This is a genomic window from Methanomicrobium sp. W14, assembly GCF_017875315.1.
Classification (GTDB): domain Archaea; phylum Halobacteriota; class Methanomicrobia; order Methanomicrobiales; family Methanomicrobiaceae; genus Methanomicrobium.
Map to the genome: position 1 here is coordinate 1 of NZ_JAGGMM010000003.1, position 14225 is coordinate 14225.

Sequence of the window (14225 nt, forward strand, 5' to 3'; positions counted from 1 at the left end):
ATCGTTTAAAAGAGCCTGCGCAAGACCAAGGCGCTGGTTCATTCCGCGGGAATAGCCCCCGACTGTCTGGGTTACTCCGTTAAGCCTTACAAGGTTCAGAAGATATTCGATACGGTCTTTTCTTTCTTTACTATTCATGCCGTAAAACTGCCCGAAATAGTCGAGGTTCTGCCCGGCGGTAAGGTTGCCGTAAAATCCGACGTCTTCCGGAAGGTAGCCGATTAACTCTTTTGCTTTCAGTGGATTTCTTGCAACATCCACCCCGTCGACAGTGCATACTCCTGATGTAGGTTCAATCATTCCGGTGAGCATCAGAATGGTTGTACTTTTGCCCGCACCGTTCGGGCCTAAAAATCCGAATATTTCTCCTTCGTCAACTTTAAGGTTTAAATTGTCTACAGCCTTTACACCGTTGTACTCTTTCGTCAGGTCTATAGTTTCTATCATTTTTACCTTCCGTAAAATATTAAATTATATATATTACCATCAATAATTTGACCAATATTTATCCCCAAAGTAAATATGGATATCGTTATAATATAAGGCATATATTTCACCAGTATGAGCGCTTATCTCCTCTAAGTACTGATTCTGGCCACAAGAATATCCGGCATTTAAATCAGGAATCAGGTAAAATACCCAGACTAAGTCAATCGGCTTATCCTTTTCATATTTTAAAAGAATTTCATCGTCAAACCACAATGGTTTGATATCATCGGAACTGCCATTAACGGATTTATATCCATAACTTTTAACTTCGCCAGGATATTTTTCGTTTATAGTTGACTCTGCAAGTCCTTGTGAATATTCAAGTGAATAGTCAGGATTAGGAGATGAAAATTTATATTCACTCAGATCAGGCCAGTATTCATAGAAGCTTATAACATCCCCGGTAACAGAATCAACTTCAATCTGTATAGTACTCTCAAAACAACTAACTCCGTTGATAACCCTATTATATGTTAAATCAACTCCACAGGCAGTACTGTTGTCATTACTTTCAGTATTGAAGTAATTAATGTAAACTGAGCTGTTAAGATAACCATCAAGGTAATTCTCAGAGCTGTTTGAAACAAGCACTTTCAGGAAATCTGATGATATTTTCTTTGCATCATCAAATGATATCTTTTTTTCAGCTTTTTTAGATTTCTGTGAATACATGAGACTGCAAAATATAATGTCATATGTGTTAGGATCAAATTCAATTTCATATGACATATCATCCGTTGAATCAACATTACTGTAATAGAGATACTTTTTATCTGGAACGACAGCACTTGAAATATATTTTGGATTCTGTATTGTTCCAACCATTATTTTTGGAAAAAGTGCTTTAATAAGACTTTTTGTCTTGTCAGGCAAAGTAAAATTTTGTGATAAATTCATATATTCAGCATGAGAGCCTTCGGGAGAATCGTTTATCCGCTCCTGAGACACAAAAGTTTCGTTACAGTTAACAGAATCATCAACACCAATATTATTCCCATTACCTGAAGAGTCTACACAACCTGCAAAAAAGCATGAGAACAGAATCACTGCAATTATTACGGCAAACTCTAATTTTCGTATAATTCCCTTTAATTCAAGCATATTTATTCCCACTTACAACAATGAACCAATATTTCACTTCGAGTTCCCGATTAAAAAGCTTTAAAAACTTTTTTTCTAGTCAGAAAATATGGTTTAAATTAAAAGACAAAACTTCTTACGCCACAATCCTCTACACGTTATTTCTCCTGAAAAAATATTTTGAAAAATCACCTCAGATCAAGCCTCATAAACTTCACGTAGGCGATTCCGAAGAAGACAACAGGGTACGCGATAAGAAAGAGGATGTAACCCCACATAGACGAGAGGGCTTCTCCGACAGGCGGAAGCGTCCGGTCATATTCCTGCGCATCTGTTGAGAAGTAGTCAGGAGATTTCTCCCTTGAATCCTGTGGTCTTGTAAGAACTTTTGCAATCATGAAATAATTTGTATTCAGGCTGAAATAATCAGTAATATCCATAATCATGTCCTTTTTTGCGGAATAATCAGATGACAGTTCATAATAGGCATCAGGATCATAATCCTCCATGCTCTGGTATTCTTCAGATGGGTCAGGACCGAGAACAAAATCCGGCAGAGAGCTTCCGACGGTATATATGACACTTGTAAGAATAAGCAGTGCCAGAAGTGAAGCTATCAGGGACATCCCGCTTGATTTCGCAAAAGTCGACAGCATAAGTGACATTATAAAAATCCCCGACAGATACAGAACCGTGAAAAACCAGAACATGAAAATATAGCTTAGTTCATAGATTTCAGGAACTATTGAATATATAAGGAGAATTCCGAAAGCAAGCACAAAAACTATCGTTGTTGCAACTACAAGGACAATAATTCCGCCAAGTGCCTTGCCGTTTATTAGTTCGTCCCTGTAAATTGGTACCGAAAGTATTGCTTTAATGGAACCTGATTCACGCTCTTTTGTGATTAAATCAAAACCAAGCGCTATCGCGATAATCGACCCGAATATAGAACTTCCGCCAATTGCTCCCCTGATACCTTCGAATATGCTCAGACTATACGGAAGATAGTCAAGAGGGTAATAAGAATCAATGCTGTACTGTCTAATCTCATCAAAATAAACCCAGGTATCTCTCAGCATGTACACGGCACAGAGTGTCATCATCAGAAATAAAAGGACGATAAAGCGTGAACTGGTTATATGATCGCGTACTTCTTTTCCGGCTATATTTAAAATCCTGCTAAAATCCATAAGAAAAGTCCTCCTATCTCAAATCAGACCTCATAAATTTAACATAGGCAATTCCAAAGAACAAAACAGGCCACATTAAAAATACGATAATCTTTATCCATTTATCCTCAATTACAGTCCAGAAATCCGGCTTTTCAATGGAATCTGCAATATCAGGATCTGAACAAAACGCACTAAATCCCACTTTACCCATCACATAATTGGAAGGTGATGTGATAGGAATACTTATGTCATTATAAACACTTTTCATTGAAAAATCATCAAAAAAATCATTGACGGCTTCGATTCCTTTATGGTACTCATCTGACTGCTCCAGATACTCTGAATACTGTGAATCGGACACTGAGCCGAAAGGAGGTTCCTGCGGGGGCTGTCCTAACAGTAAATGGCTTACTATTTCTCCGCCTCCAATAGGAATGATAAGAAGCAAAATAAAAATTATTACAAGAGAAAGCAGCAAAGAACCACTGTTGGTATTTGCAATTACTGAAGTCATAAGGGAAAGAGAAAAAAAAGCAGATATGAAAAGGAAAGTCAAAACCCAGATTATGCCAATTCCTGCAATACCATCCAAATCCGGGACGATTCCCATTATCAGCATCACTGAAAACACTACTATAAAGCTGATTAACGTAATTATCGCAATTGCAAAAAGCCCTCCAAGTGCCTTGCCGTTTATAAGTTCGTCACGATAGACGGGCCTTGAAAGAATTGTCTTCAGCGACCTCTTCTCTCTTTCACCTGATATCAGGTCAAAACCCAGGGCAAGCCCGATTATAACTCCAAGACCGTTTCCTCCCACAGAATTTACTATGTCCGAAAAAACCTCTACTGCTGAAGGCTGGTAAATCTCCATTGAATCCCCGTTTTTGTAATTCTCAAGCGCCGTGTTGTATGAGCTGACACCACTTGTCGCCTCAATTCCAAGAACAAGACAAAAGATAACCAGAAGAAACAAAAAACGCCTGCTTTTTATGTGATCTGAAAATTCCTTTTGGGATATTACCTTAAGGCGGTGAAAATCCACTATTTATTCCCTCCTGTAGACTTTCAGGAACAAATCCTCAAGGCCCGGTCTGTCAAGGTACATCTCGGTTATACCGCAGTAGTTCCCGTCAAGCTCTTTTGCTATCTCCTCTCTGATATCCTTTTTAACCCGGATTTCAACGCCGTTTTCAGTCCTGTCGACACCGAGGATTTCAGGATTTGAGATTGATTCAACAAAACCGTATACGTCAGGATTGATTGATTTTATTACAACTTTCTGAGGGGTATTGCTCTGTACAATCAGTTCGTCCTCGACCTCCTCAACAGACCCTCTTGCAACAAGCTTTCCCTGAGAAATTATACCGAGAGTGTTGCAGACTGCCCTTACTTCCGATAAGACATGCGAGCAGATAAGAATCGTTTTTTTTTCTTTTTCAAGCTCTTTTATGATTTCACGGTATCTTAACACACCCTCAGGGTCAAGGTTTGCAGTCGGTTCGTCAAGAATTATTACTTTCGGGTCGTTTAAAAGGGCCAGTGCAAGTCCAAGTCTCTGGTTCATTCCGCGGGAGTATTCGCCTACCTTCTGCGGGACGTCGTTTAGCCTCACACTCTTTAAAAGGGTCTCGATTCTCTCCTCCCTTTCACTTTTCGTAATAGGGTAGAACTTTCCCAGGTAATCGAGATTTTCATACCCCGTCAGATTTCTGTAGAAACCGACGTCTTCCGGAAGATAACCTAAAATCTCCTTTCCCTTAAGCGGGTCTAAGGCGACATTGATACCGTCAACCGTGCAGCTCCCGGAGGTAGGCTCAATCATTCCGGCAAGCATCAGGATTGTTGTGCTCTTTCCGGCACCGTTAGGGCCCAGAAAGCCGAAAACCTCTCCGTCGCCAACCTCAAGGTTTAAATTGTCAACAGCTTTTTTTCCGTTATATTCTTTGGTCAAATTTTCTGTTTTTATCATTAGATCTCACTCAATTCCCTGTATTTTCCTGCATGAATAACTAACAGTAAACAGCCGGATGCATGAGCCTGCCGTAATATTTGAAATTATCCTCTGAATTGCCCCGTCATGATAATCTGGGTTTAATTCAGGGAAATGTATAACTCAATCTTATATACAATTTCTCGGACAAAGTACGAACTGATCGATTTTTCTAAAAAAAGTATTATGATTCTAACAATTCACTGCACATAAAGAACATCACCGGTATGAGCATCAATTATTCCATAATGCATTCTCCCATTAGAGGTCGTATATGGAAGTTCCCAGACCAGTTTGAAAGGCCTGACAATATAGCCGTCTTCAAAACAATTATCCATAACAGTATTATCGTCCCACATGAGATTAGGAAAAGAATCATATTCATAACGTGGGCAATATTCAATAGAAACTTCTTCACCGTCATTTTTATCCTTGAGATATTTTTCAAGAATCTCTTTGGCTTCGTCAATTGTAATATCAGGTGTAGGCGACAAAGTAGTTATCTGCGACATAATATCGTGACTTCCCTGACCATTGTAATAGTCCCATACTCTGTCATACCTAAGGTCATAACCGACATCTGCACTATCGGAAGAATAGATTATCCCTTTATACTTCGTGATAATATCCGCATCATAAAGCTGGGGGTCATTTTCGTCGTTGAATACAGTTACAAAGTCGTCTTTGTGATACTCATACTCATTAGCATTAGCTTTTTTGTAAAATTCAAGTGCATGCTCTTTGGCTTCGTCACGGGATATAATAGTCTTGTCACTATCCTGACAAAAAACTCCGTTCTGAAGCGTATACGAACACACTATCTTTCTTTCAGGGTCATACCGAATCTCAACAGCAGTATCCTTTCCGCCGTATGGCTCCATAACATTACTAAATACTAAAACAGGGATATAGTAACTATTATAGGCATTATGCCCCCATGAAACGTTATCAAGAGTACTTTCATCGATATCCGGAAAAAGTCTCATTATTTCCTGTTTCGCTTCTTTAACTGCCGAATCCATTTCTTCATCACTGTACGAAGGCGGAACCGGATTTTCATCCTGAGGCCAGGGAACTTTCAGGGACGAACTTTCTGTATCATTTGCAGAACTCACTTCTTCAGTGGACTGAATTGCCTGTGTTTCTGTTGCAGGTTTACTATCCTCTGCAGAGGTGCATCCTGAAGTAAAAATCAGTCCAACAACAAGTGAGGACAAAAAGAAAAGAAAAATTAGTTTTGATTTAGTCATGGTGTTTTTCACTTCTTATTCAGGATTATTTATATGAGAATACAACTCCATGATACATACGATTTATCTGACAGAATGCGAACTGATTAAATTCTTTAAAAAATATGAAAGATCAGCTGGATTTTCATTTTCATAGAAATATTGTCTTATTCGTAAAAAATAATTTCACCGGTATGGGCATCAATTGTTATATAATGCATTTTATTGTCGTCTTTTTTAATAAACGGGAGTTCCCAGACAAGTCTCAAAGGGCTTCTTACGTAACCATCCTGAATATCAACATCAGAGTAATCTTTAAGGATCTGTTTTGCTTCTTCAATTGTAACACCGGGATTCGGTGACAATGTAGTAATCTGTGACATGATATCATAATTTCCCTGATGATTTATGTAATCCCTGACCCTGTCATACCTCATGCCATATACTACTCTTGTGCTGTCATACGAATAAACTACTCCTTTATAGACCGTATTTATATCTACGTAACAAAATACCTTACTTATATCACCGTAATCACGTACACTTATAATGTCATTTTCATGATCATTGTATTCATCTCCAATAAATTTTTTATAAAACTCAACTGCACGTTCTTTGGCCTCTTCCTCTGATACAACAATCTCACCACCAGCCCTCCAAAACGTACCACCGCCAGGTACATACTTGCAGATCATTTTTCTCTCAGGATCATAATTTATTTCAACAGTTCTCTTTCCTGCACCATAATTTTCCAGAACTCCCGAGAATACAATAACTGGAGATAAATAAGTATTATAATTATTGGCTTTCCCAAGAAACATTATCAAGAGTATTTTTATCAACATCTGGCAGTAATCTTAATATCTCCTGTTTTGCTTCATTAATAAGAGACTGCTTTTCTTCATCACTGTAAGTTAAAGCAGTATTCTCATCTTGGGGCCAAGTGACTTTCATCAAAGAGGGACTTCCCGTATAATTAGCAGGACTCAGTTCATCTGTTGACTGAACTGTTGGTGTTTCTGTTGTAGGACTGTTGTTGTCTACCGTGGATGTACATCCTCCAACAAATACAATTCCCACAATAGACACCAATAAAAGTAAAATGTGCATCAATTCTGATTTTTCCATGATATATTCACATCTGACTCAAATAATCGCAGAAAAAATATAATTTTATAATATATCCACTTTATCGGACAAAGTACGAACTGATCGATTTTTCTAAAAAAAGTATTGTGATTCTAACAATTCACAGCACATAAAGAACATCACCGGTATGAGCGTCAATTATTCCATAATGCATTCTCCCATTAGAGGTCGTATATGGAAGTTCCCAGACCAGTTTGAAAGGCCTGACAATATAGCCGTCTTCCAAACAATTATCCATAACAGTATTGTCGTCCCACATGAGATTAGGAAAAGAATCATATTCATAACGTGGGCAATATTCAATAGAAACTTCTTCACCGTCATTTTTATCCTTGAGATATTTTTCAAGAATCTCTTTGGCTTCGTCAATTGTAATATCAGGTGTAGGCGACAAAGTAGTTATCTGCGACATAATATCGTGACTTCCCTGACCATTGTAATAGTTCCATACTCTGTCATACCTAAGGTCATAACCGACACCTGAATTATCGAAAGAATAGATTATCCCTTTATACTTCGTGGTAATATCCGCATCATAAAGCTGGGGGTCATTTTCGTCGTTGAATACAGTTACAAAGTCGTCTTTGTGATACTCATACTCATTAGCATTAGCTTTTTTGTAAAATTCAAGTGCATGCTCTTTGGCTTCGTCCCGGGATATAATAGTCTTGTCACTATCCTGACAAAAAACTCCGTTCTGAAGCGTATACGAACACACTATCTTTCTTTCAGGGTCATACCGAATCTCAACAGCAGTATCCTTTCCGCCGTATGGCTCCATAACATTACTAAATACTAAAACAGGCATCTGGTAACTATTATAGCCATTATACCCCCATGAAACGTTATCAAGAGTACTTTCATCGATATCCGGAAAAAGCCTCATTATTTCCTGTTTCGCTTCTTTAACTGCCGAATCCATTTTTTCACCACTGTACGAAGGCGGAACCGGATTTTCATCCAGAGGAGGCCAGGGTTCCTGAGGCCAGGGAACTTTCAGGGACGAACTTTCTGTATCATTTGCAGAACTCACTTCTTCAGTGGACTGAATTGCCTGTGTTTCTGTTGCAGGTTTACTATCCTCTGCAGAGGTGCATCCTGAAACCAGTACTGCTATTATAATAAGAAATAAAGCCAAAACCACAGATATAAAAATGTTTTTTTCCTTCATTCTCATATTAGAATAACTCATTTTACCACATTTAGATATAAAATTCAATAATATATTTTATTTCTCTGACAAAGTGCAAATTGATTAAAACTTAAAATTTGAGTAGTATAGAAAGTTAATCTAATTTAAAAAAATGACCGGACATAAAAAGTCCGGTACATTAAATTTTCATGCGTTTATATTGTGCATACAGAATAACCATATCCTCCGTCAGAAGCCGTAAATGATGTTCTGATAGAGTGTTTTTGCCTAGGGTGGTCAAAGTACTCATAAGTCCTATAACCGTTACTTGCCACCCAGCTGTTGTAAACTTTTTTTGACCATGGTCCAAAAGGCATATGAAGGTGCCCTTTAACTTCAAGAGTTATATCAATTTCATTTACATCATTTCCATTGATATGCTCTACTTTTCCAAGAGCCTGGAAACAGTCATTGGAACTACTGCTGATCCAGTCTCCTTCTGATGTTACGTCATATGCCCCCCAATGTGTTGTATGAGTATGTGCACTCACTGGCGATGCAAATACCGCTGCTGCCGCAAGCAGTACCAGGCACGTTAGTGCCACTTTTCCAAAACCTGGGTTTTTCATTTTTTACCCCCTGTCAAATTTTTATACTTTTCTTTTTTTGTGAAGAGAACACGGGAATTCATATTATACCTGAGATAAATGGCAGGCAACCGGAAATTTTTCAAATCAATGCACCTGAAAGATTTTTCAGGTCAGAATATCTGAATAATTTTTCCGGGTTTTTACCAGGACCATTTATATCTGACGGCAAATCATTCGGGGTTATCCTCAAACTAGCAATATAATTTGGATATATATATTATTTCTAAGACAAAATGCGAATTAATTCGCACTTTGTCCCATAAACGATATATACCGGAAAAAACGCCTGAAAATCTTTTAAAAATATTTACTCAAAAAAATGATATTCCCAGGAGATTTAAGGAATTCATGCATTATTTCCCTGAATTTTATATGCTCAAAAAATAGGGTGGAGAAAATTTTGCAATGCGCAGTTTCTTTGACCTTTGACTGTTTATTCAGTTACTCTATTTTGTGGTTTTTTTATTAAGTAATTGTTTTTTCAGTAATTTAGTTTTTTATCATTGTCCAAAGAGCTGAAAGACTCTGAATAAAAAAACTGTTTTATCCTTTCATGGTATTCATCGTCAATATCGTACATAACAAACCATCCACTGGTGTGCGGCCTGACTATCCCGCAGTCCTTAAGGCAGTTGAGATGCCTGCTGACAGTAGATTCCGAATACCCCAAATCTTCGGCAATTCCTTTGTTGTTGATGCCAGGGTTTCTATAGATTACCTCGAGAATACTTCTGAGGATACCGTTTTTTAGTATCAGAATTAGATTTTTTTCATCTTTTGAATAACTGGAATTGCTGGCGAAATAATGAAGTCTGCCGTTTGCACTAAGAGTATTTATAAGTCCCTCGGACTCAAGCACTTTTAAGTGATACTCCACAGTGCCTTTGTTCAGCCCCGATACACGGTATATTTCGCTGAAATATATGCCCGGGTTTTCCTTTATATAATTGTAGACATCCGTTCTCTTATCATTGTCAGGAATATTTTTCCAGCCGGTATTTTTCACCCTTAAACACGGAAAAACGACAAATGGAAAGAAAAATCCTGAAGACAAAGCCGGGTTACAAAGCAGATCAGATCCCAAAAAAAATGAACCATGAATACAGTTGCAACACCTGGCACATTCCGGAATTATTCCTGAAACCGCTTCAGCCATATAAAAAAGATAAGATTCAAAGGCACTATTTGAAAGAAAATTTGATGATTCAGGCAAATTCACGGCATGACAAAAACTGCCGGCGACAAAAGCTCCATACAAAACGCCGCCTGCGGCAAATACAATTATTGCCGGAATGCCTCTTTTAAATTCGGTAAACATAATCATACCTCAGTTGCAGTTTTTCAATTGCACAAGGGGGCGACTATCTGCCCCCGCATTGCCTGTTTAGGCGTGACCTTGCCAGACAGCAGATACATTCAAGCTGACAATATCCACCGGGCATCATTTGCCCGTGTCCATCCTGCCGGAAGCTTTTATGGAAAAGATCAATATTCTGATTATGAGCTCACGGCAGAACGACATGGAAATCAGGAATACCGGAGCAGCCTTTCATAAGCGGGCTGTTTTGACAGTATTTCCATAACCTGCGGTATTGATTTGATGCTGATATCTGCATGATGAAATCTTTTTTATCATTAATCACGCAACGGAAGGTTATCTTGTGTTTCTGGTGATCATGCAATTTTAAAAGGGGCGTTTAAATCCGGATGATTTCACGCAGACTGCATAAACTTTCATTTCAGACTCTCTTCAAAAGTCTTAAAGATTCGCAGTTCTTTTAAGCCCCCCCTTTTATGGTGTCTTTCGATGGAAAGGGTATCTCCATTGAAGACAGAAGGAAAGGATGAAATTGCAATCTGAATACTTTGGCTTTTTATGGAATTTCGTTCTTTTCTTCAGGCAACAGGACAAAAAATGTCAGGTCTGCGGCCATTATTTTTCTCTCCCGTTGTCCCCGGATATACCTTTAGAGTATTCATTTAAACCTTTTTTTGCACAACTCTCTACACGTTTTTTTGTATTGAGAAAGACATTTAACTATATCGAAAGAAGATAAAGATAAAAAATACTTCAGGACTCCAAAAACACTCTGCTATGGTGAGATCATATGAAATCGCAGTAAAGACGGCAAAAAACTGGCAGAGACCACAGGAAGAGAATCCAAAATATATTCAAAACTGTTATTTCTAAAATTAATTGCATTATTGATTTAAAAGGCTTATAGCGTGAACAATTAAAATATTTATAAAGAAATATGATATATATAATTATTATTACTTTTTAATATTTTATCAAAGTGATTAGCTTGACAAAACAAAAAAAAGATTTATATATATTATCTCAAATCCATTCTCATAAACTTCACATAGGCTATCCCAAAGAAAACAACCGGATACACAAAAAGAAAAATTATATTCCCCCAGACCTTTTCAAGAACATCACTCAAACCTATTCCCATAGATGAGTAATCCAACATACCATACTGATCATGGGCTCCGGCAGTATTCATATTCCAGAACAAAGTGGTTTTAGTCACCCCAGAACCTATATACTGGTAATTAGTACTCATCGAAAGCTGTAAAACAATCCCCTTCATAGCAGTTTCAGCAGAATAATAATTATTTACTTCCTGCAGGAGCTCCTCGTTGTCATAATAATTCGCAGTATAAATGCTGTCCGGTTCAGGTCCAAGAATTGTACTTATTACTGACGGGCCCAGTGCAGGCGCCATATATGAAAATGCCAAGAACAAAACCAATGAATATACAAGTGCTGTTTTGCCTTTTTTTGAGAATACCGACGCCATCAAAGACATAGAGTAAACTCCTGCAAGGTAAAAGAGTGTAAATATAAATAATACAATTAATGAACCCGATTCAGAAAATGAAGGAACAATTCCCATTACCAGAAGAATTGAAAACGTGAGAATAAAAACAACCGCCGTTGCAACTCCTATGGACAGGATGCCTCCAAGCGCTTTTCCGTTAATCAGTTCATCCCTGTAGAGAGGATGCGAAAGGACTGACTTTATAGACCCTGTTTCCCTCTCTCTTGTAATGGCATCAAAACCCATTGCTATTGCAATCAAAGGACCGAAAATATAGGATGTCAGAGCATTAGCAATACCAAAAAACAGGTTTATTGCCGAAGGTTTGTATGCTGCTTCGCCATAGTGGATTGCTCCGCTTTCATCCATAACCGTGCTTCCGGAACTTGAATAAGCTTTAAGTTCATCATAATAGCCCACTGATTCACTAATTACGCATGTCCCGGTGATTATCAAAAGCATTACGAGAAGGGCAAAAAATCTTCTGCCTGTAATAATATCTGCAAATTCTTTTTTCCCGACGATTAAAACCCTTTCTATTGACATATTTTTCACCTCCCTTTGTTACCTCAAATCCGTTCTCATAAATTTAACATAGGCTATTCCAAAAAACACAAACGGATATACTAACAGAAAAATTATGTTTGCCAGGGAGCTGCTTAAAGAATTCATTATCGGAATATCTCCTGTTACTCTACTGGAATCTTCTTCGTAGCTATTTGAAATATAATCCTGGGGCTCTGTCAGTTGATAGCAAATATTAGAATAATCCAGACTAATAGAGAACAAACTAAGAACATCATGTATAAACAGACTGTTTTTCTCATAATCACGAATCTGGTTGTCATGCCATTCAATCTCCTCATATGACATTGAGGATTCGTCCTCAGAATACAAAGTTGCAGGTTCTTCTCCCAAAACAACATAACTGACAACATTTGTACCCGCATAAGGAAGAAGAAAAGCAAGTACGAAAAGTATCAGCATCGAGATTATCAGTGCTGAACTGCTGTTTTTGGCAATGACTGAAGCCATAAGAGCAAGGGAAAAATTTCCAATGAGGTAAAAAAGAGTAAAGAGCACCATAACAACGATACGTTCAGTTCCGTTAAAGTCAGGAACAATTCCATCCATCAGAAGAATAGCATACGCCAAAAAAAATACCGCCACGGTTGCGATGAAAAGTGCAAGAATTCCTCCAAGTGCTTTTCCGTTTATTATCTCGTCACGGTAGACAGGATGGGATAAAAGGGATTTTAAGGACTTTCCCTCCCTTTCACCTGAAATCAGATCAAATCCAAGTGCTATTCCAATAATTGCTCCGAATCCGTAATAACCTATAGTATCTACAATTTTGACAAATACATTGACCGGAGATGGCTGATCTCCAAAAAAATATCCAGATTTGTATTGATCAAGGTTCTCGTTATAACTTGTAATACCATGAATTGTCCCTACCCCAACTACCAGACCAAGCATCAAAAGCAGAATTAAAAATTTTTTGCCTGTGATATGATCAAAAAATTCCTTTTTCCCCACTACAAAGAGCCTGTTCAACTGCATGTTATTCCCTCTTGTAGACTTTCAGGAACAGCTCTTCAAGTTCAGGTTTTTGAAGATACATTTCAAGAATTTCAGGGCACGAATCCTTTAGCTGGGAAGATATTTCCCGCCGGATATCTTTATTTACAGTAATTTCGGCCCGGTTTTCCGTTATTTTCATATCGATAATATCAGGATGCTTAATCTCAGGAATTTTTCCTTCCGTTTCTATGATTATTTTCATTGTCGAGTTGCTTAAGGATATAAGCTGATTTTCTACATCCAAAACAGTCCCCCGTGCAACGAGTTTTCCCTGGGACAGAATACCTACGGTTTTGCAGAGCTGCCTTATCTCAGAGAGAATATGGGAGCAGATAAAGATGGTCTTTCCTTCTTCAGACAGGTGTCTTATTATATTCCTGAACTGCGCCACTCCTTCAGGATCGAGATTTGCAGTCGGTTCATCGAGAATTACAACCTTTGGATCGTTTAAAAGAGCCTGCGCAAGACCAAGGCGCTGGTTCATTCCGCGGGAATAGCCCCCGACTGTCTGGGTTACTCCGTTAAGCCTTACAAGGTCCAGAAGATATTCGATACGGTCCTTTCTTTCTTCACTGCTCATGCCGTAAAACTGCCCGAAATAATCGAGGTTCTGCCCGGCGGTAAGGTTGCCGTAAAATCCGACGTCTTCCGGAAGGTAGCCGATTAACTCTTTTGCTTTCAGTGGATTTCTTGCAACATCCACCCCGTCGACAGTGCATACTCCTGATGTAGGCTCAATCATTCCGGTGAGCATCAGAATGGTTGTACTTTTGCCCGCACCGTTCGGGCCTAAAAATCCGAATATTTCTCCTTCGTCAACTTTAAGGTTTAAATTGTCTACTGCCTTTACACCGTTGTACTCTTTAGTCAGGTCTACTGTTTCTATCATGATTTATCCACATTTAACAATATTAAC

General features: G+C 38.3%; 14 protein-coding genes. All 14 read right to left on the reverse strand.

Annotated elements, in window-relative coordinates; translation table 11 throughout:
* A partial coding sequence (locus J2128_RS09340) for an ABC transporter ATP-binding protein (RefSeq protein ID WP_209690909.1) occupies positions 1-447 on the reverse strand: 447 nt, incomplete at its 3' end.
* A gap of 39 nt (positions 448-486) precedes the next feature.
* Positions 487-1590 (reverse strand): hypothetical protein, encoded by a 1104-nt coding sequence (locus J2128_RS09345; protein ID WP_209690911.1) that lies wholly within the window; start codon positions 1588-1590, stop codon positions 487-489.
* A gap of 167 nt (positions 1591-1757) precedes the next feature.
* Positions 1758-2762, reverse strand: a complete 1005-nt coding sequence (locus J2128_RS09350; protein ID WP_209690913.1) for an ABC transporter permease — start codon at positions 2760-2762, stop codon at positions 1758-1760.
* A gap of 13 nt (positions 2763-2775) precedes the next feature.
* Positions 2776-3789 (reverse strand): ABC transporter permease subunit, encoded by a 1014-nt coding sequence (locus J2128_RS09355; RefSeq protein WP_209690915.1) that lies wholly within the window; start codon positions 3787-3789, stop codon positions 2776-2778.
* A 3-nt stretch (positions 3790-3792) separates the two neighbouring features.
* Entirely contained in the window at positions 3793-4698 is a 906-nt protein-coding gene (locus tag J2128_RS09360) for an ABC transporter ATP-binding protein (RefSeq protein ID WP_245323587.1), read from the reverse strand.
* Positions 4699-4937: 239 nt separating this feature from the next.
* On the reverse strand, positions 4938-5987 hold the full coding sequence (locus tag J2128_RS09365) for a hypothetical protein (RefSeq protein ID WP_209690919.1): 1050 nt from the start codon (positions 5985-5987) through the stop codon (positions 4938-4940).
* Between the two features lie 146 nt (positions 5988-6133).
* Complete coding sequence (locus J2128_RS09370) at positions 6134-6787, reverse strand: PepSY domain-containing protein (RefSeq protein ID WP_209690921.1); 654 nt, start codon at positions 6785-6787, stop codon at positions 6134-6136.
* Entirely contained in the window at positions 6765-7094 is a 330-nt protein-coding gene (locus tag J2128_RS09375; RefSeq protein ID WP_209690923.1) for a hypothetical protein, read from the reverse strand. The genes J2128_RS09370 and J2128_RS09375 overlap by 23 nt, the downstream gene beginning before the upstream one ends.
* Positions 7095-7215: 121 nt before the next feature.
* Complete coding sequence (locus tag J2128_RS09380; RefSeq protein ID WP_348632403.1) at positions 7216-8259, reverse strand: hypothetical protein; 1044 nt, start codon at positions 8257-8259, stop codon at positions 7216-7218.
* 203 nt (positions 8260-8462) lie between these two features.
* Entirely contained in the window at positions 8463-8852 is a 390-nt protein-coding gene (locus tag J2128_RS09385; protein ID WP_209690925.1) for a hypothetical protein, read from the reverse strand.
* Positions 8853-9378: 526 nt separating this feature from the next.
* Positions 9379-10215 (reverse strand): winged helix-turn-helix transcriptional regulator, encoded by an 837-nt coding sequence (locus tag J2128_RS09390; RefSeq protein ID WP_209690927.1) that lies wholly within the window; start codon positions 10213-10215, stop codon positions 9379-9381.
* A gap of 1018 nt (positions 10216-11233) precedes the next feature.
* Positions 11234-12271, reverse strand: coding sequence for an ABC transporter permease subunit (locus J2128_RS09395; protein WP_209690928.1), 1038 nt, complete (start codon positions 12269-12271; stop codon positions 11234-11236).
* Between the two features lie 18 nt (positions 12272-12289).
* Positions 12290-13288 carry an ABC transporter permease subunit gene (locus tag J2128_RS09400; protein ID WP_209690930.1) on the reverse strand — a complete coding sequence of 333 codons (999 nt, stop codon included), beginning with the start codon at positions 13286-13288 and terminating at the stop codon, positions 12290-12292.
* A 1-nt stretch (position 13289) separates the two neighbouring features.
* Positions 13290-14198 (reverse strand): ABC transporter ATP-binding protein, encoded by a 909-nt coding sequence (locus J2128_RS09405; RefSeq protein WP_209690932.1) that lies wholly within the window; start codon positions 14196-14198, stop codon positions 13290-13292.
* Positions 14199-14225: the final 27 nt, after the last annotated feature.

Bases quoted from the DNA above. Each gene is read 5' to 3' on its own strand.
- J2128_RS09390 (WP_209690927.1), bottom strand. From the start codon at position 10,215: ATGTTTACCGAATTTAAAAGAGGCATTCCGGCAATAATTGTATTTGCC.
- J2128_RS09370 (WP_209690921.1), bottom strand. From the start codon at position 6,787: ATGTTTCTTGGGAAAGCCAATAATTATAATACTTATTTATCTCCAGTT.
- J2128_RS09365 (WP_209690919.1), bottom strand. From the start codon at position 5,987: ATGACTAAATCAAAACTAATTTTTCTTTTCTTTTTGTCCTCACTTGTT.
- J2128_RS09350 (WP_209690913.1), bottom strand. From the start codon at position 2,762: ATGGATTTTAGCAGGATTTTAAATATAGCCGGAAAAGAAGTACGCGAT.
- J2128_RS09400 (WP_209690930.1), bottom strand. From the start codon at position 13,288: ATGCAGTTGAACAGGCTCTTTGTAGTGGGGAAAAAGGAATTTTTTGAT.
- J2128_RS09405 (WP_209690932.1), bottom strand. From the start codon at position 14,198: ATGATAGAAACAGTAGACCTGACTAAAGAGTACAACGGTGTAAAGGCA.
- J2128_RS09345 (WP_209690911.1), bottom strand. From the start codon at position 1,590: ATGCTTGAATTAAAGGGAATTATACGAAAATTAGAGTTTGCCGTAATA.
- J2128_RS09375 (WP_209690923.1), bottom strand. From the start codon at position 7,094: ATGGAAAAATCAGAATTGATGCACATTTTACTTTTATTGGTGTCTATT.
- J2128_RS09395 (WP_209690928.1), bottom strand. From the start codon at position 12,271: ATGTCAATAGAAAGGGTTTTAATCGTCGGGAAAAAAGAATTTGCAGAT.